The organism is Sphingomonas kyeonggiensis, assembly GCF_014204495.1.
Lineage (GTDB): Bacteria > Pseudomonadota > Alphaproteobacteria > Sphingomonadales > Sphingomonadaceae > Sphingomonas > Sphingomonas kyeonggiensis_A.
Genome location: NZ_JACHLN010000003.1, coordinates 323318 through 347537 on the forward strand (window position 1 = coordinate 323318; position 24220 = coordinate 347537).

Annotated in this window: 20 protein-coding genes; 8 read left to right on the top strand and 12 right to left on the bottom strand. The window is 66.4% G+C overall.

The window, feature by feature from the left end:
- The first annotated feature begins 11 nt into the window (after nt 1–11).
- Nucleotides 12–494: an energy transducer TonB gene (locus tag HNP52_RS15765; RefSeq protein WP_184168586.1), complete on the top strand. Its 483-nt coding sequence runs from the start codon at nt 12–14 to the stop codon at nt 492–494.
- Between the two features lie 156 nt (nt 495–650).
- Here HNP52_RS15765 and HNP52_RS15770 read toward each other — a convergent pair whose 3' ends face one another.
- Genes HNP52_RS15770 through HNP52_RS15780 form a run of 3 tightly spaced genes read right to left on the bottom strand, consistent with a single transcriptional unit; the run spans nt 651 to nt 1878 of the window.
- Nucleotides 651–1100 carry a hypothetical protein gene (locus HNP52_RS15770; protein WP_184168587.1) on the bottom strand — a complete coding sequence of 150 codons (450 nt, stop codon included), beginning with the start codon at nt 1098–1100 and terminating at the stop codon, nt 651–653.
- Nucleotides 1091–1558, bottom strand: coding sequence for a GspMb/PilO family protein (locus tag HNP52_RS15775; RefSeq protein WP_184168588.1), 468 nt, complete (start codon nt 1556–1558; stop codon nt 1091–1093). The genes HNP52_RS15770 and HNP52_RS15775 overlap by 10 nt, the downstream gene beginning before the upstream one ends.
- The gene (locus tag HNP52_RS15780) at nt 1555–1878 is read right to left on the bottom strand and encodes a hypothetical protein (protein ID WP_184168589.1); all 324 of its coding nucleotides are present in this window, start codon (nt 1876–1878) and stop codon (nt 1555–1557) included. Before HNP52_RS15780 ends, HNP52_RS15775 begins: the two co-directional genes overlap by 4 nt.
- 364 nt (nt 1879–2242) lie before the next feature.
- On the opposite strand from HNP52_RS15780, the gene HNP52_RS15785 reads away from it, so the two are divergent.
- On the top strand, nt 2243–4702 hold the full coding sequence (locus HNP52_RS15785; protein ID WP_184168590.1) for a PhoX family phosphatase: 2460 nt from the start codon (nt 2243–2245) through the stop codon (nt 4700–4702).
- Nucleotides 4703–5036: 334 nt separating this feature from the next.
- A complete protein-coding gene (locus tag HNP52_RS15790; protein ID WP_184168591.1) occupies nt 5037–7592 on the top strand; it encodes a TonB-dependent receptor in 2556 nt (851 codons plus the stop codon).
- 8 nt (nt 7593–7600) lie between these two features.
- Here the strand turns inward: HNP52_RS15790 and HNP52_RS15795 are convergent, their stop codons facing one another.
- From HNP52_RS15795 to HNP52_RS15815, 5 genes are all read right to left on the bottom strand, one after another.
- On the bottom strand, nt 7601–9043 hold the full coding sequence (locus HNP52_RS15795) for a HAMP domain-containing sensor histidine kinase (protein WP_260396184.1): 1443 nt from the start codon (nt 9041–9043) through the stop codon (nt 7601–7603).
- Between the two features lie 3 nt (nt 9044–9046).
- Complete coding sequence (locus HNP52_RS15800; protein ID WP_184168592.1) at nt 9047–9751, bottom strand: response regulator transcription factor; 705 nt, start codon at nt 9749–9751, stop codon at nt 9047–9049.
- Nucleotides 9752–9820: 69 nt separating this feature from the next.
- A complete protein-coding gene (locus tag HNP52_RS15805; RefSeq protein WP_184168593.1) occupies nt 9821–10189 on the bottom strand; it encodes a hypothetical protein in 369 nt (122 codons plus the stop codon).
- A gap of 62 nt (nt 10190–10251) precedes the next feature.
- Nucleotides 10252–11559: an amidohydrolase family protein gene (locus tag HNP52_RS15810; RefSeq protein ID WP_184168594.1), complete on the bottom strand. Its 1308-nt coding sequence runs from the start codon at nt 11557–11559 to the stop codon at nt 10252–10254.
- Complete coding sequence (locus tag HNP52_RS15815) at nt 11559–12989, bottom strand: amidohydrolase (protein ID WP_409372638.1); 1431 nt, start codon at nt 12987–12989, stop codon at nt 11559–11561. The genes HNP52_RS15810 and HNP52_RS15815 overlap by 1 nt, the downstream gene beginning before the upstream one ends.
- A gap of 210 nt (nt 12990–13199) precedes the next feature.
- Here HNP52_RS15815 and HNP52_RS15820 point away from each other — a divergent pair, with 210 nt between their 5' ends.
- On the top strand, nt 13200–15872 hold the full coding sequence (locus HNP52_RS15820) for a PAS domain S-box protein (RefSeq protein WP_184168595.1): 2673 nt from the start codon (nt 13200–13202) through the stop codon (nt 15870–15872).
- Nucleotides 15873–16487 (top strand): response regulator transcription factor, encoded by a 615-nt coding sequence (locus HNP52_RS15825; protein ID WP_184168596.1) that lies wholly within the window; start codon nt 15873–15875, stop codon nt 16485–16487. It begins immediately after the preceding gene.
- 14 nt (nt 16488–16501) lie between these two features.
- Here the strand turns inward: HNP52_RS15825 and HNP52_RS15830 are convergent, their stop codons facing one another.
- Both HNP52_RS15830 and HNP52_RS15835 read right to left on the bottom strand, forming a co-directional pair.
- Nucleotides 16502–16852: a hypothetical protein gene (locus HNP52_RS15830; RefSeq protein ID WP_184168597.1), complete on the bottom strand. Its 351-nt coding sequence runs from the start codon at nt 16850–16852 to the stop codon at nt 16502–16504.
- A gap of 116 nt (nt 16853–16968) precedes the next feature.
- The gene (locus tag HNP52_RS15835; RefSeq protein ID WP_184168598.1) at nt 16969–18249 is read right to left on the bottom strand and encodes an alginate export family protein; all 1281 of its coding nucleotides are present in this window, start codon (nt 18247–18249) and stop codon (nt 16969–16971) included.
- A 262-nt stretch (nt 18250–18511) separates the two neighbouring features.
- Between HNP52_RS15835 and HNP52_RS15840 the strand changes: the two genes are divergently transcribed.
- Both HNP52_RS15840 and HNP52_RS15845 read left to right on the top strand, forming a co-directional pair.
- Complete coding sequence (locus HNP52_RS15840; protein WP_184168599.1) at nt 18512–20404, top strand: methyl-accepting chemotaxis protein; 1893 nt, start codon at nt 18512–18514, stop codon at nt 20402–20404.
- A 74-nt stretch (nt 20405–20478) separates the two neighbouring features.
- Nucleotides 20479–22362, top strand: a complete 1884-nt coding sequence (locus HNP52_RS15845) for a methyl-accepting chemotaxis protein (protein ID WP_184168600.1) — start codon at nt 20479–20481, stop codon at nt 22360–22362.
- A gap of 96 nt (nt 22363–22458) precedes the next feature.
- On the opposite strand, the gene HNP52_RS15850 is transcribed toward HNP52_RS15845, so the two are convergent.
- Nucleotides 22459–23037 carry a TetR/AcrR family transcriptional regulator gene (locus HNP52_RS15850; protein ID WP_184168601.1) on the bottom strand — a complete coding sequence of 193 codons (579 nt, stop codon included), beginning with the start codon at nt 23035–23037 and terminating at the stop codon, nt 22459–22461.
- 95 nt (nt 23038–23132) lie between these two features.
- On the opposite strand from HNP52_RS15850, the gene HNP52_RS15855 reads away from it, so the two are divergent.
- A complete protein-coding gene (locus tag HNP52_RS15855; protein WP_184168602.1) occupies nt 23133–23711 on the top strand; it encodes a DUF308 domain-containing protein in 579 nt (192 codons plus the stop codon).
- Between the two features lie 75 nt (nt 23712–23786).
- On the opposite strand, the gene flaF is transcribed toward HNP52_RS15855, so the two are convergent.
- Nucleotides 23787–24149, bottom strand: coding sequence for a flagellar biosynthesis regulator FlaF (flaF, locus tag HNP52_RS15860; protein WP_184168603.1), 363 nt, complete (start codon nt 24147–24149; stop codon nt 23787–23789).
- Between the last annotated feature and the right edge of the window lie 71 nt (nt 24150–24220).

Genomic DNA, 24220 nt, shown 5'->3' on the forward strand with positions numbered 1-24220 from the left:
AGGTACTGGCGGTGTCGCGCTGGCATACAAAGCGGGAAGATAAAATGCCGAGAACCAAGCTGGCAGCCTTGGGCGCCGCTTTCCTTGCCGTGCCTTGCGCAGCGTTCGCACAGACGTCCACGTCGGACGCGCACGGCGACGTACCTCTGATCAAACTCGCATTCCAGCCCGTCCCCGAGGAATCCCGCAAGCTGGGGCATCATGGCAAGGTCCTTGTCAGAGGCATGCTTGTTGCTGGGCACATCACCTCACCCTCAGTGATCCTCAGCAGTGGCGCGCCTGAGCTTGATAGCGCTGCAATCACCATCGCCGAGTCGCAAACCCTCACCAACGCCGCGGGGCCGGTCTCGGGCAAGGAAGTGCGCTGGAAGTCAACTTTCAGCACTTCGGCAGCCTCGATCTTGCAGCCTATTCCTGCGGGCAGATCAACCTCGACAGCGACTGGTTGCTCAGTCGGCAGATTTCGTTTCGCCAGACCGACTTTTATCGCCTGATTTCTTTCACCGGACTGACGAACGACCAGATGAAGTTCATGCAGAAGCCCGACGCCGAGGCAACCTGGCAGCTGGCACTGGATGCCTGCCGCTCCAAACCGGATGTCCCCTTCCTACGGATGCTCGTGTCAGCGTCCCGAAAGAACCGGGGATAGCTTACTGGCCCGGCTTCGCCGACGCTTCGTCCCCACCCGTCTCGATCGGCAGCGGCACGCGGACACGCTCGCTGCCCCGGGTGAAGAAAGCGGCATCGATCGCCAGGCTGGCGAGGCTCCAGCCGTCGACGCTTTCCCCCACCTTCAGCGTGCGCGTGGAACCGTCGCTCGACTTGACCAGCGCGACCGCATCGACATTGAGCCGGCCGACGATGCCGACCAGCTGGGGCGCATCTACAGGCGCCGCGGCGGGCTCGGACGTGCCGAACAGCGGGCGCTCATAGGCGCGGGCGAGCGGCGGCATCGTGCCTGCACCGATCGACGCAGGTACCGGCGGCACCTTCGGCGCCTTGCCCGTCGCAGCAGGAAGCAGGAGTAGCGCCGGCATGCCGATCGCCAGCACCGCGGCAGCGGCCAGCGCCGCCCATTCGGGGCGAAGCTTCACCGCCATGCCGCGACCACCTCGCCGATCAGGCGAACCCCGCCGCCCTCGGGGATCGGCTCGATCCGCCAGGTCTGCAGGCGCATCAGCGGTTTGCCGCGCTCCAGCGCGTCCGTGAGCGCAACCACGGCCTTCTCCGGGCCCGACAGGCGGATACGCAGCGCAACCACGCCCTCCGGCGCCGGTGCGACGCCAGCCTCCTCGACCAGCACCCCGCCCGACTGCGCCAGCCCGCGGACCCGCTGCAGGATTGCGGCGCGACCAGCTACGGCATCCGCGACGTGCAGGCCAAGGCCGGGAGCGAGCAAAGGCGGCGGTGCGGCAGGTTGCGCGGCGACGGCGGCCAGCCTGGCGCGCTCGGCACGGGCCGCCGCAAGATCGCCAAGGGCGGTGCCGGTGGCCTGGGCCAGCAGCACCGCAACCGCCAGGCCCGCCAGGCCGCCGATCACGATCGGAGGCAGCTTCACTGCGCATCCTCGCGCATCGAGACGATCATCGCCGCATCGGCATGGCGCTGGCTGGTGTTGCGCATGCCAGCGAATTCGGGCGCGCGGCGGATCGCGGCGCGCAGCGCGTCGGGATCGCTCCCCGCCACATCGAACTCGAGCCCGCCGTCACGGGTGCGCTCGATCCGGGTGAGCTGCGCCTCGGGCGGCAGCACGCCGGCGAGCAGCTCGACCACCTGCCCCGGCGCGGCACGGCCTGCGGCATTGGCGAGGGCGGTGCGCGCCTCGCGAGCGGCCGCCTGTGCCTGCAGGCGCGGGGCCAGCTGGTCCTGCAGCCTCACTGTCGCACGCCTTTCATGTTGGGCGAGCATGGAGGCGCCAGCGAGGGTAAGCAGCGGCCCGGCGGCGAGCAGTGCACCGAATGTCATCGCCACGCCCCAGCCTCCCGCGGGCAAGGGCAGAGCGCGCAGCGTGGCTGCCAGACGCTGAGAAAGGCTATGCGCCGGCGCTGGAGGCGTCTGGGGCTCGGGATCGGTGACGTCCATCGGTCGCCTGCCTAGACGCTGCCGGGCGCCCGCGCAAAGCGTCATGAAGTGGCAATAGAAAAGTCACGTCAACGAAACGACAATCGCATGCTGCCGTCACGTCCCGCTTCCAAGGACCGGGCGACCGGGTCGCCAGTGACTCGGCTGCTTGGGGGTTTCCATGACCAATCTCACCGAGACCGGCTTCGGCTACACCGATGGCGACGTCGATCAGAACATCCACAATACCGGCCCGACGCTGAACGAGCTGGCCGACCAGCGCTATTCGCGCCGCCAGACGCTGCAGCGCGGCGGCGCGGCGATCGTCGCCGCCACCATGGGCGGCTCGGTCCTCGCGGCCTGCGACAGCAAGACCGAGGAACTGACTGCACCGACGGTCAACGCCGGCTCGGCTGCCACCACCGCCTCAGGCCGCACCGTGACCCTGACCGGTACCGGCGCCGCCGAAGCCTATTCCTGGACCCAGGTTGCCGGCCCGGCCGTGACGCTGAGCAGCACCAACGCGCTCACCACCAGCTTCCTCGCCCCGTCGGTCGCCACCGCGACCAAGCTGACCTTCCAGCTGGCCGCCGCGAACAGCACCGGCACCGCCGGCATCTCGACCGTCGAAGTGACGGTGAACCCGACCGCGCTCGGCTTCACCGCCGTCGCCAAGAACAAGAACGACGTCGTCACCGTGCCGACCGGCTACACCGTGCAGATCGGCGCCCGCTTGGGCGACCCGATCACCGGCAGCGCCGCGGCATACAAGAATGACGGCACCGACACCGGCTTCGCCAACCGCATCGGCGACCATGGCGACGCGCTGTTCTGGTTCGGCCTGAGCACCACCGGCACCCGCGACGAGACCAGCTCGACCCGCGGCCTGATCGTGCAGAACCACGAGAACATCAACCAGCAGTATCTCCACACCGCCGGTGCGACCTCGCCGGGCGGCGTGCGCCCCGAAGCGGAAGCGCTGAAGGAGATCGAGTGCCACGGCGTCTCGGTCGTCGAATACTCGGAAGGCGCCAGCCGCGCCTGGACCTTCTCGTCGACCTCGACCTTCAACCGCCGCATCACCCCGAACACCCCGATGGTGTTCAACGGCCCGGTCAAGGGCTCGGACCTGATCAAGACCCCCTATTCGCCGACCGGCGTTGCGGGTCGCGGCACGATCAACAATTGCGCCAACGGCTACACCCCCTGGGGCACGCTGCTGACCTGCGAAGAGAACTGGGCCGGCTATTTCCGCCGCTCGGGCGACAATGCCGCCCGCACCGCCAAGGAGCTGACCGCACTCAGCCGCTATGGCGTGACGAGCAGCACGGGCAGCTATGGCTGGTCGACCGTCGTGGCCGCCGACACCGCCAACACCACGTTCCGCCGCTGGGACGCCCGCGCGACCGGCGCCAGCGCGCTCGCCGATTACCGCAACGAGCCGAACCAGTTCGGCTGGGTGGTCGAGATCGATCCGTACGCGCCGACCTCGACGCCGCGCAAGCGCACCGCGCTGGGCCGCCTCGGCCATGAAGGCTGCTGGCCGGGCAAGTTCGTCGCCGGCACCAAGCCCGCCTGGTACATGGGCGACGATTCGCGCCGCGAATATCTCTACAAGTTCGTCTCGAACACCGCCTGGGTGGCAACGGATGCGACGGCGACCGACCGCCTGGCGATCGGTGACAAGTATCTCGACGCCGGCACGCTCTATGTCGCGAAGTTCGCCGCCGACGGCACCGGTAGCTGGATCGCCCTGGTGTTCGGCCAGAACGGCATCACCGCCGCCAGCGCGGTCTATCCGTTCGCCGACCAGGCGGACGTGCTGGTCAACGCCCGCCTTGCCGCGGACGTGGTCGGCGCGACCCCGATGGACCGCCCGGAATGGACCGCGGTTAACCCGGTGACCGGCGAGGTCTACCTGACCCTCACCAACAACAACGCCGCGCTGCGCCCGCTGAACGGCACCGACGCGGCCAATCCGCGCCACTATAACGATCCGTACGGCACCGCCGGCACCGCCCAGTACGGCAACCCGAACGGCCACATCATCCGGATCAAGGAAACCAGCACCGAGTCGCTGACCTTCACCTGGGACATCTTCGCCTTCGGCGCGGGTGCGGATCTCGACGCGACCAACATCAACCTGTCGGGCCTGACCGCGGACAACGACTTCTCGTCGCCCGACGGCTGCTGGTTCGGCCGCGCGACCAACGCCTCGGGCCTGGTCAAGCCGATCATGTGGCTGCAGACCGACGATGGTGCCTATACCGACGTCACCAACTGCATGATGCTGGCGGCCCAGCCGGGCACCGTCGGCGACGGCGGCGCGCGCACGATCACCAACACCGGCACGGGCGGCGCGACCGCGACCCAGGCGACCCGCATCGGCGCGGCGCCGGGCGCAAGCCTGAAGCGCTTCCTGGTCGGCCCGGTCGAGTGCGAGATCACCGGCGTCGACTCGACGCCGGACGGCCGCACGCTGTTCGTCGGCATCCAGCACCCGGGCGAGAACGGCACCCCGGCGGCGCCGTCGAGCCACTGGCCGGACAGCCAGGCAACCGGCACCGCCGGCGCCACGATCCGCCCGCGCTCGGCGATCGTGATCATCACCAAGAATGACGGCGGCGTGGTCGGCCTCTGATCCGGTGCTCCATGAATACAGAGAGGGAGGTTCCGCAAGGGGCCTCCCTTTTTGCTTATGAGAGCCAGTAAATCCGTATTTCCGGGCCGATCAACCTCGCAATATTGCGATCAATAATTGTAAATGAACTTTTTTGAAGTTGAGCATTTCGAATTAACACGCGATAGGTTTTTCATATTCGTCGAAACAATTCCGGATTGTATTTTTAAATGTCGATTATGAAATGAAAATGTCATGACGGGTATTTATACGTTACTATAGAAGTAACATAACTGCCAACAACGCTGCGTAGGCGCCCCGGTCAGAACCAGACCTGACCTTTGGGGGTTATCCAATGCAGAATTTCTCGCGCTTCCGTTTGTCGCTGCTGGCAGGCTCGACCCTGCTGGCGCTGGCAGCCACGCCGGCGCTCGCCCAGCAGCAGGCCGCCGACCCGGCGACCCAGACCGCAGCACCCGATGACGACCAGACCGGCCTGACCGACATCGTCGTCACCGCGCAGCGCCGCGAGACCAACCTGCAGGAGACTCCGATCTCGATCTCGGTGCTGAGCACCGAGGCGCTGCAGGACCGCCACGTCCAGAGCCTGTTCAACCTGGCCGACGGCACCGTGCCGTCGCTGCGCGTCGCCACGTTCGAGGCGCGCCAGTCGGCACTGACGATCGGTATCCGCGGCATCGTCCCCTATGACCAGAACCAGACCGCGCGCGATGCCGGCGTAGGCGTCTATATCGATGGCGTCGCCCTTGGTAAGACCCAGGGCCTGAACGCCGCGCTGTTCGACATCGAGCGCATCGAAGTGCTCAAGGGCCCGCAGGGCACGCTGTTCGGCCGCAACACCGAAGGCGGCGCGCTCAGCCTCGTCACCCGCGCGCCCACCGGCGAGTTCGGTGCCCGCATGACCGCCGGCCTCGGCAATTACGGCAGCCGCAACGCCGAAGCGCATATCGACCTGCCCGCCTTCGCCAACATCGCGCTCAAGTTCGACGGCGTCTACCAGCACCAGGATCCGACCGTGAAGGACCCGCTCGAGGGCTCGACCGGCTGGAACTATTATGACCGCAAGGGCGGCCGCGCCGCCGCGCGCTGGACCCCATTCGACGGCCTGACCGCGGACTTCTCGTACGACTATGCCAAGGACGAGAACACGCCACAGTACAGCCAGCTGATCAACTACAACCCGAACAACTACGCCGTCGGCAGCTACACCCCGGCGGGCGGCACGATCGGCACCACCCTTTATCTGCCGGGCACCACCACGGCGTGCGGCGGCACGATCGCGGCGGGCAGCACCAAGCCGGTCTGCGTCGCCCCGCGCGCACCGCTGGTCGGCGTGCATCCCGATCGCCAGACCGTCGCCGATGTCGGCGTGCCGCAGCAGCCGAGCGTGGACATCACCCACGGCTTCACTTCGAACCTGAAGTACAAGGTCTCGCCGAACATCGAGCTGCGCTCGATCACCGCATGGCGCGGCGTCAGCACCGACCAGTGGGACAATTCGGGCGGTCCGGAGCGCAGCACCTATGCGCCTAACGCGAACTTCAGCCGCTACAGCCTGTCGTTCCTCGACCAGCACCAGTTCAGCCAGGAATTCCAGGCCGTCGGCAGCTTCGACCAGTTCGATTTCGTGCTGGGCGCCTATTACTATACCGAGCACGCCACCGAATATGCAGCGACCCCGCTGAGCAACCTGTGGAACGCGGACGGCACTGCCTACACCATCCGCAGCCCGATCGTGTCGGGCACGGTGACCAGCGCCAATTCGGGCTACCAGCCCTATAACGCCTCGTGCGTGAACACGCTGGCCGCCACCGTCCCGCAGTTCACCAACAGCTGCCAATTCATCACCCGCGCCAGCAAGGCCTGGGATCACAACTACTCGGCGTTCGGCAACCTGACCTTCTCGCCGGAGGGCACGGGCCTGCACTTCACCGCCGGCGGCCGCTTCACCAAGGACAAGCGCCACGGCAACCTCTACGTCGTCAACAACGTCGTGCAGGGCTTCTCCTTCGAGAACAGCGTCAACCGCTTCGATCCGATGTTCAACATCGCGTACGACGCGACGCCGGACATGCACCTCTATGCGAAATACTCGACCGGCTTCCGCGCCGGCGGCGCCAATGACCGCTCGCAGAGCTTCAACGCGTTCGGGCCGGAATCGGTGAAGTCGTACGAGATCGGCGCGAAGATGGACTTCCTCGATCATCGCGCGCGCCTGAACCTGGCCGGCTACATCATGAACCGCAGCAACACGCAGTTCGACTTCGACCTGTTCGACACCTCGGCGACCAGCCCGACCAATGGCAGCCATATCGAGCAGACCCAGAATGCCGGCGACACCAAGATCCGCGGCATCGAAGCGGACCTGACGCTGAAGCCGACCCGCGAGCTGACGCTGACCGGCTCTTATGCCTATACCTATTGGAAGGCACCTTCGGCGGTGAACCCGCTGACCGGCGGCCTGCCCCAGCAGCTCTACATCGTCTACACGCCGACCAACGCGGCTTCGGGAGCGATCGACTATGCCCTGCCGGTCAACGTCGCTGGCGGCGCCAACCTGCGCATCCACCTCGACGCCAACTATGCGAGCAGCCAGTACAGCTTCCAGCTCGAGCCGACCAAGACCGACCCGAGCTTCGTGGTCAACGGCCGCATCGCGCTGGCGGACATCCAGATGAAGAACGGCAGCACGGTGACGCTGTCGGTGTGGTCGCGCAACCTGCTCGACCACACCTATATCTACCGCCGCTCGAACGCGAACTCGTCGCCGGTGCTCAACTACGGCGCCAATGGCGCGCTGGTGTCGACCAACTATGGCGGCATCCTGGGCGACTATGCCAACTTCAACCCGCCGCGCACCTTCGGCGGCGAGGTCAGCGTGAAGTTCTGATCCTGCCCTTACAGGCAAACAGGAGCGGCCCGGATGGTACCCACCATCCGGGCCGTTTCGTTTTGTGGACAGACCGGACACCTCCCTTCGCCGGGGAAGGCCGGGGAAACGGAACTAGCCCGCCAGCGGCAGGCGGATCCTGGCGACCAGCCCTGGGGCCGCGTCGGCCAGTTCAAGCTCACCCCGGTGCAGCGCCGCGATCGCCTGGACCAGCGGCAGGCCCAGGCCGTGGCCCGGGCTGCTCCGGCTCGCATCGAGCCGCCCGAAACGCCGCAGCGCGCGGCTGCGAGCCTCCTGGGGATGCCGGGCCCGTTGTCCGCGACGGTCAGGACCGCCTGCCCTGCCCGCCCCGCCACGTCCACCGCGATGATCGCACCAGGCGGCGTGTGATTGACCGCGTTCTCGATCAAGTTGACCAGCGCCTGGGTGAGCAGCCGGGCGTCCCCCTCGACCGGCGCCGGGGCGAGCGTGCCGAGCCGCAATACCCGCCCGCTGTCCTCGACCATTGCTTCGAGCGATTCCGCGACATCATCGGCAAACGCGCCGAGATCGAGCCGCTCGAACATCGCGCGCCGCTCGCCACCTTCGATCTCGGCGATGCGCAGGATCGCGGCGAACATGGCGAGGATATCCTCCGCCTCGGCCGCCGCTTCCTCCAGCTCAGGCGCGACCGACCCCGCCTCCGGCCGCTCGGCGAGCAGCGCCAGGCGTCCGCGCAACCGGGCAAGCGGCGTGCGCAGGTCGTGCGCCACGTCGTTGGAGACCTGGGCGAGGCTGGCCATCAGCGCCTCGATACGATCGAGCATGCGGTTGAACGCCTTGGCCTGGCGCCCGAAAGCGGTGCCCGGCGCCTCGACCGGGACACGGGCGCGCATGTCACCTTCGACGATCGCCTCGGCCGCGGTGCGTACCGCCTCGATATTGCGCCGGATCGTCAGGCTGAGCGCCAATATGCCCAACACCACCAGCAGCAGGATCGCCCCGAAACCCGATGCCAAGATCAGCAGGCGGTGCGCGTCATGGTCTTCGATCGGCTCGCTCTCGGCGAGCAGGGTGAGCGTAAGGCCGTCCGGCAGCCGTTCGACAAGGGCACGGCCGCGCGTAAGGCCCGGAATGCCTGCGCCGTGATCGATGGTCGAGACACCGGGCGGGATAGCCGCCATGGGCGCGATATTGCCGGCCAGGCGCCGCCCATTGGTGTCGGTGAGCAGGAAGCCGATATCGCCGCTGTCACGCCGCCTGCTCTCCTCGCCGATGCGCAGGCCGAGCAGGACGCGGTCCGGATTGCCCTGGAGCAGCGCGGCGGACTCGCGCTCCAGCCGCTTGTCGACCTGGCGGTCGATCGCCCCGAGCAGCGCGAAATAGACCGCCGCGAAGGTGAGCAGGGTCGCCAGCGTGATCGCCGCGATGAAGGCGAAGGCGATCGCCCGCAGCGAACGGAGCGGCCCCATCCGCTAGCCGCGGAACATGTAGCCGACGCCGCGGACGGTCACGATCGGATCGGGCAGCCCGGTCGCCTCCAGCCGCTGGCGCAGGCGGCGGATATGGGCATCGACGATGTTGGTGGTCGGCACGAAGTCATAGCCCCAGACCCGTTCGAGCAGCAGCGGACGGGTGAGCACGGTGCCGGCCTCCCGAACCAGCTCGGCGAGCAGCTTGATCTCGGTCTTGTGCATCTCGACCGGCTTGCCGGCGCGGGTGACGCGGTGGCGGGCGACGCTGACCGTGATGTCCCCGGCGGTGACCGTGGCGCTGTCGGCATTGGCGGCGATGCGCCGGCGGAGCACCGCGCGGATACGGGCGTGGAGTTCGTCGATCTCGAACGGCTTGACGACATAGTCGTCGGCCCCCGCCTCCAGCCCCTCGACCCGCTCGGGCAGGCGGCCGAGCGCGGTGAGCAGGATCACCGGGGTCTTCACCTCCTGCTCGCGCAGCCAGCGCAGCACATCGACCCCGTCGACAAAGGGCAGCATGCGATCGAGGATGATCACGTCGAACGGCGTGGCGCCGACTGCACCGATCGCCGCGCGCCCGTCGGCCACCGAATGCACGTCATAATCGCGTGCCTCGAGCTGGTCGGCGAGCATCGTGCGCAGGGGCTCGTCATCCTCCACCAGCAGTAGGCGGATGGCTTCGCTTTCGGGGGATGGAGTGGTCAACGCGCAAATCCTGACAGATGCCGCCGCTCTCTTAGAGAAGCGGCGGCATCCCGTCGATTGGAAAGGGCGTCAGCGATCGGTGCGGCTGATGATCTTCGCGATCCCGTTGGGCGGGATGCTGACCATGTAGTTGATGCCGCCCTGGCAGGTGACACGCCAGGTCGGCACCTTGTCCTGATCGGCGATGCGCGTGGCGCTGTCGACATGCTCGCATTCGAGCGACGCATCCTTGAGCGCACGAATGAAGGTCGCGCCGCGCTGCGCGTGGTTCTGCTTCAGCACCTCGGCGCTGTAATTGACGGGTTCGGCCGCGTTGACCGCGTCCTCCCCGTTGAGCGGCTGCGCGGTCACCGCATCATTGGCAGTGAGATTGCCCTCGCTCCCGCCCCCGCAGCCCGCGAGCGCCAGCGCTGCCAGCATCGGCACGATAATCCGCATGTCGCTTCCCCATATTGTGGTCCCGCACTTCAATGCGGGACCGTAACCAAGGTTCCTGCCGTTCAGCGCTGATAGGCCTTGGGCAGCACGCCTTCCTTCGGATCGAGATAGCGCTGGCGCAGGCGCGTCCAGCGGTTCTCGAGCGGCTGCTCGACGCCGTCGATGAAGACGTTGACCGCCGAAGTCCCGATCTCGAGCGGGTCGCCGTCCCAGATCACCACGTCGCCGCGGCGGCCCGGCTTGAGCGAGCCGAACTCGCCGCCCATACCGAGCACTTCCGCCGGCTTCGACGTGATCGCCGCAAAGGCCGCACCCCAATCCAGGCCGGTCGCGCCGGGCACCTTGGTGAGCGCAACCAGGTTGCCGGCATATTGCTTCTCCCAGCGGGCCTGCCGGGACTCGTCCTGGTTGATCGTGCCGATCGCCACCGTGACGCCCGCCGCGGCCATGCGGCCGATGTTCGACTGGCTGGCGGCAAGCTGCTCGAAGCTTTCGGGCAGGTCATTGAGCGCCGTGGCGATCACCGGCACGCCGGCCGCCGCAATCTGCGGGGCGACGGTCCAGCCTTCGGTCGCACCGACGAACACCAGCTTGAGCGCCGGAATTTCCTTCTTGAGCTGGAGCAGCACCAGCATGTCCGACGCCCGCTCGACATGGACGAGCAGCGGCGTACGGCCCTGGAGGACCGGCACCAGCGCCTCGGCATCGGCGCGCGTCAGGAAGGCATCCTTGCTGCGGTCGTTGAAGCTGGCCGGTGCGCGGATATAGTCGCGGATCTCGAACAGCACGTTCTTGAGCGCCGCATAGGCGGCCGGGCGGCTGCCGCCGGCGGCGCGGGCGCCGCTCTCGCCCCATTCCATGAACTGGAAGGCGCGCGGCTTGCTGACCGCATCCATGTCCGCCCCTAGGTCGATGATCGCGCCCTGGCCGGCGAAGATCGATCCCGAATTGTCGGGAGCGACGACGGCGCGGGTGATACCCTCGGCCCGGTTGATCGCGATCGGCGTGGACTTGGGGTTCACCGCCGGCGTGACGTCGATAGCGGCGTGGAAGCCGACATTGCCGGGGCCGGTGTCGTTGGTCTGGTCGACTCCGTCGACTTCGACGATGCCCATGCGGGTGAAGCCGGCGAAGATGCCGGGCGAGACCCATTTGCCGCCCGCGTCGATCACGCGGATGCCGGCGGGCACGGCAACGCCCGGACCGGCCGCGACGACGCGCCCGTCACGGATCACCACCGTGCCGCCATCGACCGGCTGGCCACCGTCGCCGATGACCAGCTTGGCGTTGGTGATCGCCACGGTCTGCGCCGCGGCGGGGAAAGCGAAGGCAAGCGCCGCGGTGGCGGCGAGAAGGAGCTGTTTGGTCATCACTTCACATCCCCTTCGCCCGGCTGACCGAGTTCGAAATCGGAAACCGGCCGGCGCTTCGGATCCTTGGCATCGTACATCAGCGCGCCATCGACCCAGACCATCTCGGGCCGGGTGTAGACACTGAACGGATTGCCGTTCCACAGCACCACGTCCGCCATCTTGCCGGGCTTGAGGCTACCGGTCTTGTCGGCGATGCCCAGCGCCTTGGCCGGATTGATCGCCAGCCAGGTCCAGGCATGTTCCTCGCTGATGTTCATGCCGACCTTGATGCCGGCGGCGCGCGCCTTGGCGACTTCCTGGTTGAGCCGTTGGATGCCGTTGGCGTCGTCCGAATGGATCATCGCGCAGGCGCCTTCCTTGTCGAGGATGGCGAGGTTCTCGGGCACCGCGTCATAGGCTTCCATCTTGAAGCCGTACCAATCGGCCCAGACCGCGGCGCAGGTGTTGTTCGCCTTGAGCAGGTCGGCGATCTTGTAGGCTTCCACGGCGTGGTGGAAGGCCGAGACGTGGTAGCCGAACTCCTTGGCCATATCCATGACGATGGCCATCTCGTCGGCGCGGTAGCAATGGTTCTGGACGAGGATCTCGCCCTCGAGCACGCCGCGCAGCGTGTCCATCGCGAGGTCGCGCGAGGGGGCCTCGCCGCCCTTTTCCTCATAGCGATCCCAGCGGCGCTTATACTCGGCGGCACGCGCCCAGGTCTGGCGATCGACCGCGATATTGCCCATCCGGGTGGAGGGCATGCGGCCCTTCGAGCCATAGACGCGCTTCGGGTTCTCGCCGCAGGCCATCTTGAGGCCATAGGGCGCGCCCGGGAACTTCATCGCCTGCATCGTGCGGGCATAGACGTTCTTGAGCACGACCGAGCGGCCGCCCATCAGATTGGCCGATCCGGGCAGGATCTGGAGCGTGGTGACGCCGCCATTGGCAAGCGCACGACCGAAACCGGGGTCCTGCGGCCAGACGCTATGCTCGGCCCAGACTTCGGCGGTGACCGGGCCGGTCATCTCGTTGCCGTCCGAATTGGCCTGCACGCCCGGCGACGGATAGTCGCCAAGGTGGCTGTGGATGTCGATCACGCCGGGGGTGACATATTTACCCTTCCCGTCGATCACCGTTACACCGGCGCCGGGGGCGGCGCTCATGTCCGCGAAGATCGACACGATCTTGCCATCTCGGAACAGCAGCGCAGCATGCTCGAAGCGCCCGCCCTCGCCATCAAAAATCGTGACGTCGCGGAGCAGCGTCGGCGCGCCCGGATAGGCATGATAGGTCGAGGGGAAGGGATCGTGGCTATAGCCCTTGCCCTTGCCCGGTCCGCTGGCGGCCGGAGCAGGCTCCGACGACGCGGTCTGTGCCCTGGTGGTGCTGGAATCGCAGGCGGCAAGCCCGGCCAGCGCACCAAAGATGATTAACGAGCGGATCAAGCGACTCCTCCCCCTTGCGTAACGGTTGGGTGATCGCTCAGGTGCTAGCCACTTGGCAAGCCGTGCTTCTTCAGAAAGAGACTGAACCACTCTGGACTATCCCCATTTTCTCCTTGGCTTGATTGGTGTTATTGACAGTTCCCGGAAGGGGAAGGTGCATCGTTGCGCGTCGCAATTGACCCTGCCGAGCCGTCGTCCGTGGCGGCGCCCGTGAACCGGCGAGTGGCTATCGCCCTCGCTGCCTTCGGGCTGGCCTGCAGCATTGCCGCATTTTGCGGATGGGTCTTCGACGTACCAGAGCTCCGCGGGTTCGGTTTCAACGACTTCCCGATCTGGCCCTGGACCAGCCTGGGCTATGTCGGGCTTTCGCTCGGCTTCCTTGCCTCGTTCGTCGGGCGCCGGCGCCTTGCGATGAACCTCCTGGCGATCCCGCTGGGGATTGCGGTGATCGCCCTGTTCGAGCGCTGGACCGAGATCGACCTTGGCGTCGACCAGCTGCTGTTCCCCGCCCAGATCAACCAGTTCCCGTTCCCCAATCCGGGCCGCACCGGGATCAATCCTGCCGCGGTGTTCCTGATCCTGGGCCTTGCCGGGCTCGGCCAGTGCGTGCGCGACCTTGTGGCCAAGGAGATGCGCAGTCTCGTGGCGACGGTGGCGCTCGGGCTGGCCGCCGCCGCCGGGATCATCATCCTATTCTCCCACCCCGGCCCGAGCCCGAGCGTGCCGTTGCTCGGCACGTCCCTGCCCGCCGCCCTGGCTTCAATAAGCCTGTCGCTGGCGGCAATCGCGTGGAACAGCGGCTTTACCTGGGTGCGTGAACTGGCCCGCGATCCGGACAATCGCCGGCTGCTCCGCATCCTGCTGCCCGCCGCGCTGATCCTGCCCGTACTGCCCGCAGCGTTCGAGCTGTTGTTCTCGCGGCAGATCGCATTCTCCGCCGCGCCCGGCCAATTGCTGGCAATGCTGGGCAATGTGCTGGTGGTCGGCACCATCGCCTATTGGGCGGTGACGCGGGTGGCGCGCGAGCAATCGGTCCAGGTCGAGCTGACCGAGGCGATCGACGTCACCACCATGGCCCTCACCTCCCCGGATGGGCGGATCGTCCACTGGTCGGCGGGTGCCGCGGAACTGTTCGGCTGGAGCGCGGAGGAGGCACGCGGACAGAACAAGTATCTGCTGCTCCGCTCGCGCTGCGAAAGCGCCGAGACCAGCCTGCCCCGCCACCCCCAGGACGGCGTTCAGGAACTGATCGAGATCACGCGCGACGGGCGCGAGATCGCCATTCTCGAGCATGTCCACCGCGTCGAGATCGCGGGACGCGATCCGGTCGTCATCCACAAGATGACCGATATCTCCGATCGCGCCCGCGCCATCGCCGAACTCCGCGAGAGCGAGGAGCGCCTCGGCATCGCCATCGCCACGCATGAAGTGGGCGTCTTCGAATGGGACGTGCCCACCGGCAGGATCAGCTGGGCGCCGGGCGCGGAGGAACGGCTGGGCCTTGTCCCGGGCACGATCACCGATTTCGACAGCTGGCGCGCCCTGGTCGAGCCGAACGACGTTGACGCGGTGTTCGAAACAATCGAGCGCGCCGTGGCGGACCGCTCCCCGCGTTTCAGTTTCCGTTATCGCTTCAAACAGGCAAATGGCACCGTGCTCGCAGTCGAAGGCTCTTCCCGCGCATTTTACGATACCGACGGCAATCTGATGCGCACCGTCGGGGCAATGCTCGACGTCACCGAGCGCGAGGAACGCGAAGCAGCGCTGCGCCGCCGCGAAGCGCAGCTGCGCTCGATCATCGAGACGGTGCCCGAGGCGATGCTCGTGGTCGACGAGGAAGGCACGATCCGCGTGTTTAGCACCGCGGCCGAAGCGCTGTGGGACTATCGCGCCCATGAAGTGCTGGGCCACAATTTCGCGATGCTCACGCCCTATCCGAAGGACGAGGATCCGGAATCCCGGCTGAGCGCCTTCCTGAAGGCGGGCAAGCCGATGGCGCGGGACGAGACGATCGCCGCCTCCGGCCTGCACCGGGACGGCACCCGCTTCCCGATGGAAGTGCGCGCGGGCGTGGCCCAGATCGACGGCCACACGCTCTACACGCTTTTCGCGCGCAACCTGAGCGAGCAGTTCGCGGCGGAGGAGCGGTTGAGCGACCTCAACGCCGAACTGGCCCATGTCGGCCGCCAGTCGGCGATGAGCGAACTCGCCGCCGACATGGCACATGAATTGAATCAACCACTTGCCGCGACATCGAACTTCCTCGCAGCAGCGCGGATGCTGCTCGACAAGGGCGAAGATTTCGAGCGGGTCGCCGAACTATTGCGCATGGCCAATGAGCAGACATTGCGTGCCGGCGAAATCATCCGGCGCCTGCGAAGCTTTACGATGCGTGGTGATGTCGATCTGCGGATCACGCCGCTGGCTCCTACCATTCGCGATGCAGCAGATTTGGTGCTGGTCGGCACCAGCCAGTTCAACATCCGGCTGACTTATGACCTCGATCCCGAGGTACCCTGCGTCTTCGCGGATCGTGTGCAGGTGCAGCAAGTCGTAGTTAATCTTTTGCGCAATTCTATCGAGGTTCTTCGCCAGCAGGGCGCGGACGACAGGCGGATCACGGTAAGTTCGCGTAAGTCCAGCGAAGACATGATTGCAATAGAAATTGCAGACAGCGGACCGGGCATACCGGAACCAATGCTCGACCAACTCTTTTCTCGTTTCACGACCACAAAAAAGGAAGGCGCGGGAATGGGTATTGGACTTTCCATCAGCAAGCGTATCATTGAGGCGCATGGTGGGGTCCTGAGTGCTGAGAACCGGCCAGAGGGTGGTGCGGTTTTCAGGTTCACTCTTCCCGCCACGGAACAGGGTGGAGAGTAGATGACAAAAACGGTCTATATCGTGGACGACGACGACGCCGTCCGGGCCTCCTTGCACAGCCTGCTTTCTCTGCGATCAGATCTGGTGATCCGAGCGTTCCGCTCGGGAGATGTTTATCTGGAATCCCTGCCGGACCTCGATCCGGGCGTGCTGCTGCTGGATTTCCACATGCCGGGATCGACCGGGCTCGACGTGCTCAACGCGGTGGGCAACGATCCCCGCTTCGTGGCGATCATCCTGACCGGGCAGGGCAATGTCGGCCTGGCGGTGCAGGCGATGAAGGCGGGCGCGCTCGACTTCATCGAGAAGCCCTATGAGGCCGAGTTCCTGATGACGGCGATCGACCTCGCCTTCTCCAGGCTGGAAGAGGGCAATGAGGCGGCCGCGCGCGTCAACGTCGCCGAGACCAAGATCGGCAAGCTTTCGCCGCGCGAGAAGGACGTGCTCAAGGGGCTGATCGAGGGGCGCTCGAACAAGATCATCGCCTATGAGCTGGATATCAGTCCGCGCACGGTGGAAATCTACCGGGCGAACCTGATGGAGAAACTGGAAGTGCGCAGCCTTTCCGAGGCGCTGCGCATTGCCTTTGCCGCGGGCATGTTTCCCAAGAGCTGAAAGCCGTCCGGAGCTCAGCGCTCCGGATAGCCCCAGCCCGGCAGCATCGCTTCGATCTCGGTCGCGGCATCGGCTGCCGGGATATGCGGCGGATATGCGGGATTTTCCGCCACGCCGCCGATCACCGTTATGGCGCGCCAGCGCGGATCGGCGCGCAATGCGGCTTCCCCACCCTCGCGCGCCTGTAGCGCGGCCTGATCGAGGATCAGCACAGGGCCTTTCGCGAGCCAGCGCTGGATCCGCGGATCATCGATATTGTCGATCGTGACCAGGTCGGCGCCCGCCATCGACAAGCGCGCGATCAGCGTGCTGCGGAGGCCCGCCTCACGCACCACAAGCACCAGCAATGGGGAAAACGGGCTCACCTGGCCCTCCTGAATTCGCGACCCGGACTTGGTGCCCGTGTTGGCGGGATTTATGCGCAACCGTGCAGGTCCCACCATCCGTGGCTTCTACCTAAGGGTCTGACCGCGCTCGCGGATCAGAAGGAGAAGGTGAGGTCGCCGTGCACGAACTTGGTGTCGCCAGTGCGCGGGGCATTGGGTGCATCCTGCAGGAACTCACCCTTTGCGAGATAGGCGGCACCCAGTTCGAAGCGCAGCTTCTGGGGGACCAGCCAACGGCGGCCGCGCAGCTCGAACTGGACGCCCCCGAACTTGCCGGAGCGGCCCGTCTTGTCGGTCACGCCGGTCGAGGAGAAGGCGTCGATCGACGACGCCAGCCAGGCGCCGCGCACCGAGGCCATCAGGTCGAGGCGCTTGGAGGGACGTGCCTCGAAGCGCACGCCCGGCGAAACGATGTTCGCGCGGCCCAGCGCGCCATAGAGCGAAAGCGGGCCGAAATCGGCACGGCGGGCGCCGTACAGCGTGTCGAAGCGGGTATAGGTGTTCGGGTTCGCCGTCTCGCCGCTGGCATAGTCGAACAGCGCGGCGACGCGCGGTGCCCACTTGCCGGCAAAGGTACGGCCCAGCTCGGCATGGACGAAGCCGGCATGGACCTTGAGGTCGCGGACATCGCTCACCGCCGCAGTTGCCCGGGCGAGGCCGCGCTGAAGCGCCGCTTCCACTTCATAGTCGATCGCCCCCTTGGCCGGCGCCCGGCGAAGGCGCGTGCCGAAGGTGATCAGGCGGCGATTGCGCGTCGGGTGGGTGCTGCGGTCATGCTCGATCAGGCGGAAGCCATAGGCTTCGACCGAGGTCTTGCTGAACAGCTTCGCCAGCATCGCATTCCCGCCAAAGAACTCGATGTTCTCGGTCGCGCGGTCGAGCTGGACCTTGTTGTCATAGATATCGGCCGGGGTGTCCGGCAGTGCGGTGAACGGGCGCGTCCAGAACAGGTAAAGCTGGTTCTTGTTCTTGTCCTGCAGCTCGAACTTGGCGCCGAGATAGGTCGGCACGCCGTTGGGGAAGTCGGTGCGGCCAACGAGGCGGCTGGCGCCGATGTCCATCGCGAACTTGCCCACCGTCAGCTGCGCACCCTTGGTCGGGCGCACCGCGATATAGGCCTGGACCGGCTCCAGATCGTTGATCTCGTTGGTGCGCACCGAGCTCTTCTCATTCTCGCCATAGCCGCGCGCATCGACCACTTCCCCGCCGAAGGTGAAGGCACCGATATCAGCTTTCGCCGCGAGCACCGTACGGAACGAGACGAAACTGTCGCTGTCCGGCGAGTTCGGGCGGAACTGGCCGCCGATCGTCTCGGCACGGGCACGTACGCTGCCGTTCACGCTCAGCTTCACCTTGTCCTGCGCAAATGCCGGCATGGCACTGACGAGAGGCAGGATCGCCACAAGGGCGAGAGAAGGGCGAACAGAACGGGCCACGGGACACTCCGGAAATGGTTACCCGAGCAATTATAGGATGATCCGCAATTTGCGGGATGGGCCTGTGGAAACTACGCAGTTTGGGAACGGCGGGCACAGTTAGTCCTATAATGGCTCTAGTTTCCCGCCCGTTAGGGCTCCCCTGTCAATCACGGCGCCTACAATAATCCAGGACGCCGGAAGCTAGTGGAAGATCAAGAGAATGCTCGGCATCATAAACAGCTGGCCCCTCGCGAAGAAAATGCTGGTGGCCTTCGCCCTTATCGGCACCCTGGTCCTTGGCCTGGGGGTCAATGGGTATGTGTCCAACAAGACCCTCAGCGGCGTTGCCACTCGCCATGTCGAGAATGGCATCACCGGCCTTTCGGGCCTGACCGACGTTCTTGCCGACATCCGCGAGCTCCGGATCATCGTCTACAGCTATTACAACGCCGCGACCCCGAAGGATGAAGCGAGCCTGGTTGAGCGCCGCGCCAAGGGCGAGGCCAAGCTGCTCGAGGATATCGACGCCTATCGCAAGGTGGCGGGCAGCGACTTCAGCGCCGATGTCGATGGCCTGCGCGCCAAGGCAACCGAGCTGATCGATGCCAACAAGACGATCTTCGAGCTCCGCGCCGCCGGGGACCTGGACGGCGCCGTCAAGGCGATCAAGGGCGTGGGCAAGGATCGCTCGCGTGCCGCGATCGACGCCGCCGACGCCCTGCTCACCCGCACCCGCGAGCGCTCGGCCAAGGACAATGAATATGGCCAGGGCCAGACGCAGTTCGCGCTGATCATGACGATCCTGCTGTCGCTCGTCGCGTTCGGCGGCCTGGGCGCGATCTGGCTTGCGATCAACCGCACCGTCGCCCAGCCGATGGCCAAGCTCACCGAAGCGACCACCGTGCTCGCCAAGGGCGGCGAAGCCGAAGTGCCGAGCCGCGACCGCCAGGACGAGCTGGGCCAGATCGCCAACGCCGTCGAGCAGTTCCGCCTGGGCACCAAGGCCCGCGCCGAAGCCGATGCGCGCTCGTCCGCCGAGCTGCGCGACGTGATGGGCACGCTGCGCGAGACGCTGCAGGCGCTGAGCCGCGGCGACCTGACCGCCGAGATCACCGCCGCCTATCCCGAAGCCTATGCCGAGCTGAAGACCAACTTCAACGAAGCCGTGACCAGCCTGCGCACGCTGATCAGCTCGGTGATGGAATCGACCGCGTCGATCCACACCGGCTCGAGCGAGATCGCCCAGGCATCGGAAGACCTGGCCCGCCGCACCGAAGCCAATGCCGCCAGCCTGGAGGAAACCTCCGCCGCCGTCGCACAGATGGACGACCGCCTGCGCGCGATGGCCAGCTCGGCCGGCCGCACCGTGGAGCGTGCCGACGGCGCGATCAGCACCGTCTCGGGCGGCCGCGCGATCGCCGATGAAGCGGTGCAGGCAATGACCCGCGTCGCCGACAGCGCCAAGGGCATCGACAGCGTCATCGAAGGCCTCGACAAGATCGCCTTCCAGACCCGCGTTCTCGCGATGAACGCCGCCGTGGAAGCCGGCCGCGCCGGCGAAGCCGGCCGTGGCTTCGCGGTCGTCGCCGACCTGGTCTCGGCACTCGCGATGCGCGCCGAGGAAGAAGCCGGCCGCGCCCGCGACCAGCTGACCGCCACCCAGACCGACATCGTCGCCGCAGTGGAGATGGTCGAGAAGGTCGACGGCGCGCTCGCCAATATCTCGAGCGACGTGAGCGAGGTCCACACCCTGCTCGCCGAAATGGCGACCGACAACGCCGCCCAGTCGACGGCGATCACCCAGATCAGCACCGCGATCGGCACGATGGACCAGTCGACCCAGCAGAACGCCGCGATGGTCGAGCAGACCTCGGCCGCCGCCCGCAACCTGAGCACCGAAGTCAGCTCGCTTTCCGAGCAGGCCGGCCGCTTCACGGTGGGCGCCGCCACGGTGCGCCCGGCGATGCGCGCCGCTCCCGCCCCTACTCCGATGCCTTCGCGCCCGGCCAAGCCGATCGGCAAGAAGAGCAACGGGTATGTTTCACCGGTGAAGGCCCTGCCTGTCGCCAAGTCCTCAGCCACCGCCGGCGACGACGACTGGACGTCGTTCTGATGCCGGTCCGTTCAACCTAGCAATTGTGGAGGCAGGTCCGTGCAGGGGCCTGCCTCGTCACAGGAGACGCGGAAATGCTCGCCAAGTTCAAGATACCAACCAAGATTCTGGCGCTCGTCGCCATTGTCGCCTCAGTGGGATTCGCCCTGTCGCTATTCGGGTCGAGCACGCTGCAGCGCATCGACACGAATTATGCCGAGCTGGTCGAAAACCGCATGCCGGTTCCCACCGAGCTGGCACGCGCCAATCGCCGCGTCTCCGACATGGCCTATGCCGGCTATCGCGCGCTGTCCTATGACGGCGCATCGAAGGCTGCGCAGGAAGCCGGCAAGATCGAGCAGAGCAACTTCGAAGCGGCGACCCGCCTGCTCGGCAACGCCGAGAAGATGCAGCCCGAGCTCAAGCCCCAGCTCGACGATTATCGCGGCCAGATCGCCAAGATCCACGACCTCGCCGCGCGCGCGATCAAGCTTGGCCAGCGCAACGAAAATGACGGCGCCAAGGTCCTGCTGACCGAGATGGATCAGCTGATCGACCAGCTGGCTGCCCAGATGGTCAAGTTCAACGACCAGATCATCGCGGACAGCAAGGCCAAATCCGACGAACTCGGCGAGAGCAGCGACAGTGCGTCGTACACGATGCTGATCGTCAGCATCGTCGCGATCCTGGCCGCGATGGGCATCAGTTTCTTCGTCTCGCGCTCGGGCATCACCCAGCCGCTCGCGCGCCTGCAGGATACGATGCGGGCGCTGGCCGGCGGCAACAACCGCGTCGAGGTGCCGGGCACCGATCGCGGCGACGAGCTGGGCGCAATGGCGAAGACCGTGCTGGTCTTCCGCGACACCGCCCAGGCGCAGGAGGCCTCGGCCGCAGCCAAGGCGATCGCCGATGCCGAGCAGAAGATGGTCGTCGACACGCTCGGCCACAATCTCGGCGAAGTCGCCAAGGGCGATCTGACCGCCGAGATCACCCGCGAATTCCCGGCCGATTATGCCGCGCTCAAGAACAACTACAATGAAGCGCTCAGCAGCCTCCGCGCGCTGATCGGCTCGGTGATGGAATCGACCCAGACCATCCATACCGGCTCGACCGAAATCGCCCAGGCATCGGAAGACCTGGCCCGCCGCACCGAAGCCAATGCCGCCAGCCTCGAGGAAACCTCGGCCGCTGTCGCGCAGATGGACCAGCGGCTGCGGACCATGGCCGGTTCGGCCGGCCGCACCGTGGAGCGTGCCGATGGCGCGATCAGCACCGTCTCGGGCGGCCGCGCGATTGCCGATGAAGCCGTGCAGGCAATGACCCGCGTCGCCGACAGCGCCAAGGGCATCGACTCGGTTATCGAAGGCCTCGACAAGATCGCCTTCCAGACGCGCGTTCTGGCGATGAACGCGGCCGTCGAGGCCGGTCGCGCCGGTGAAGCCGGCCGTGGTTTCGCGGTCGTCGCCGATCTCGTCTCCGCGCTCGCCATGCGCGCCGAGGAAGAAGCCGGCCGCGCGCGTGACCAGCTGACCGCCACCCAGACCGACATCGTCGCGGCAGTGGAGATGGTCGAGAAGGTCGACGGCGCGCTCGCCAATATCTCGAGCGACGTGGGCGAAGTCCACACGCTGCTCGCCGAAATGGCGACCGACAATGCCGCCCAGTCGACCGCGATCTCGCAGATCAGCACCGCGATCGGCACGATGGACCAGTCGACCCAGCAGAATGCCGCGATGGTCGAGGAAACCTCGGCAGCCGCGCGCAACCTCAACACCGAGGTGAGCGCCCTGTCCGATCAGGCCAGCCGCTTCAACGTGGGCAATGCCACTGCGGTGCGTCCGGCGGCACGTCCGGCCGCGACGAGCGCCACCCGCGCCTCGAAGCCGGCGGCGAAGGCCGGCACCGGCTATGTCTCGCCGGTCAAGGCGCTGCCGGTCGCCTCCGCATCGGTTGGTGGAGACGACTGGGCTTCGTTCTGAAGCCCGCCCTACCCCGAAGAATGGGCGTCCCGGCTCCGGCCGGGGCGCCCTTTTTCATTCTGCGGGCTCCACCGCCCCGATATGCAGCCAGCATCGCTAGTGCAGGCGCACGACCCGCGAAAGCAAAGTCTCGGTGATCGTCACGAAGCGGCCTGGGTCGGCAAAAGCGCGCGCCGACAACATGGCGCCGTAGATCGCGGACATGAAGGCATCAGCCTCCTCTTCCGCGCTGCCGACCAGCGAGACACTGCCTTGCTGCACGCCGAGCGCCAGGATCCGGGCCAGCCAGCCGGTCAACTCGGCGAAATGGGCACGGACCGATACCGCAAGGTCTTCGGGCAGGCTCGGCAGCTCGGCAGCGAGCATCGCCGCCACACAGAAGGGCGCCGAATTGTCGAGAATGCAGCGCTCCCAATAGCCGGCATAGGCGCGCAGCTGGGCGGCGGCGTCAGGCTCGGCCTCGGCGAGCTGCGCGACCTGAGCGTGGATGATCGCGCGCGACTGCTCGACCACTGCCTTTGCCAGGTCGCTCTTCGCAGCGAAATGATGGTGGATGCTCGCCTTCCGGATGCCGACCGCCTCGGCGATATCGGCATAGCTGAACCCGTTATATCCGCGGGTCATGATGAGTTGCCGCGCGGTATCGACGATCTGCCCGGCCGTGTTCTGCGCCATGTTCCTACCTTCCAATAGGTAGATATTCGCTTGCCTCGCGATGAGCAAGCGGCTACCCGCCAAAACTACCTACTAGTAGGCAGATGGAGATTCCGATGTCAGAAGTGATCGAACATCGCCCGGGCGACAGCGCGCCGCGCGCCAATGCCCGGGATGTAGCCGGGCTACGGAGCTATTATTGGGTGCGCGCCATTGTCTCGGCCGGTTGGGTCGCCGCAGCGTTCACGATCGGGAGAAGCGCGCCGGCGTTCGGCGCCGGTCTACTGGTCGCCTATCCGGCCTGGGACGCCATCGCCAACCTAGTCGATGCCACCCGCAACGGCGGACTGTCCCGCAACCGCACCCAGGCGCTCAACATGGTGGTGAGCCTGTTGGCTACGCTCGCCGTGGCGGCCGCGCTCGGCGACATGCACCGCGTGCTCGCCGTGTTCGGAATCTGGGCGTTCCTGGCCGGGCTGCTCCAGCTTGCCACCGGCGTCCGGCGCTGGAAGGCCTATGGCGCGCAATGGGCGATGGCACTGAGCGGTGCGCAATCGGCGCTGGCCGGCACTTTCTTCCTGCAACGCTCTTATGGGCCGGCGATGCCGAGCGTCGTCGATATCGCGCCCTATGCCGCGTTCGGCGCCTTCTATTTCCTCGTCTCCGCCCTCTGGCTCAGCTTCAGGCGCCGATAACAGCCAGCTTCCGGCAAAGAAAAGGGCGCCACGGCTTCTGCCGGGCGCCCTTTTTCTGTCGGTCGGAGAGAAGGTTCAGGCGGCGACGCGCTGCGGGACGCGAAGGCCTTCGATGATCATCCGGTTGACTTCGATCAGCTCGCGGATGCGCTCACGGCCGGCGATCACGTCGCTGGTGTAGCGATCGACCCACAGGCCGAGCGAGACGATCTGCGCGCGCAGATCGCGCGGCAGGCCGTTATTGGGGTCGTTACAATCGGTGGTGAAGGCGTGCCACATCTCGCGATTGCGATGCAGCGACGGCATCAGCAGCGCGCCCTTCGCGCCCCGCTCTTCCGCATCCATCATCTCGCCGGTGATCTCGCCCAACAACCTGAGCTCCGCCGAGCGCGGCGTTTCGGCCCGGGCACGGGCTGCCTGATAAGCACTAAGGGTCATGCTCGCTCCATTTGCTTGACCCTTCATTCTAGGACGGTTGCGACCGCTCCGGGTGCGAACATCCTATAAGA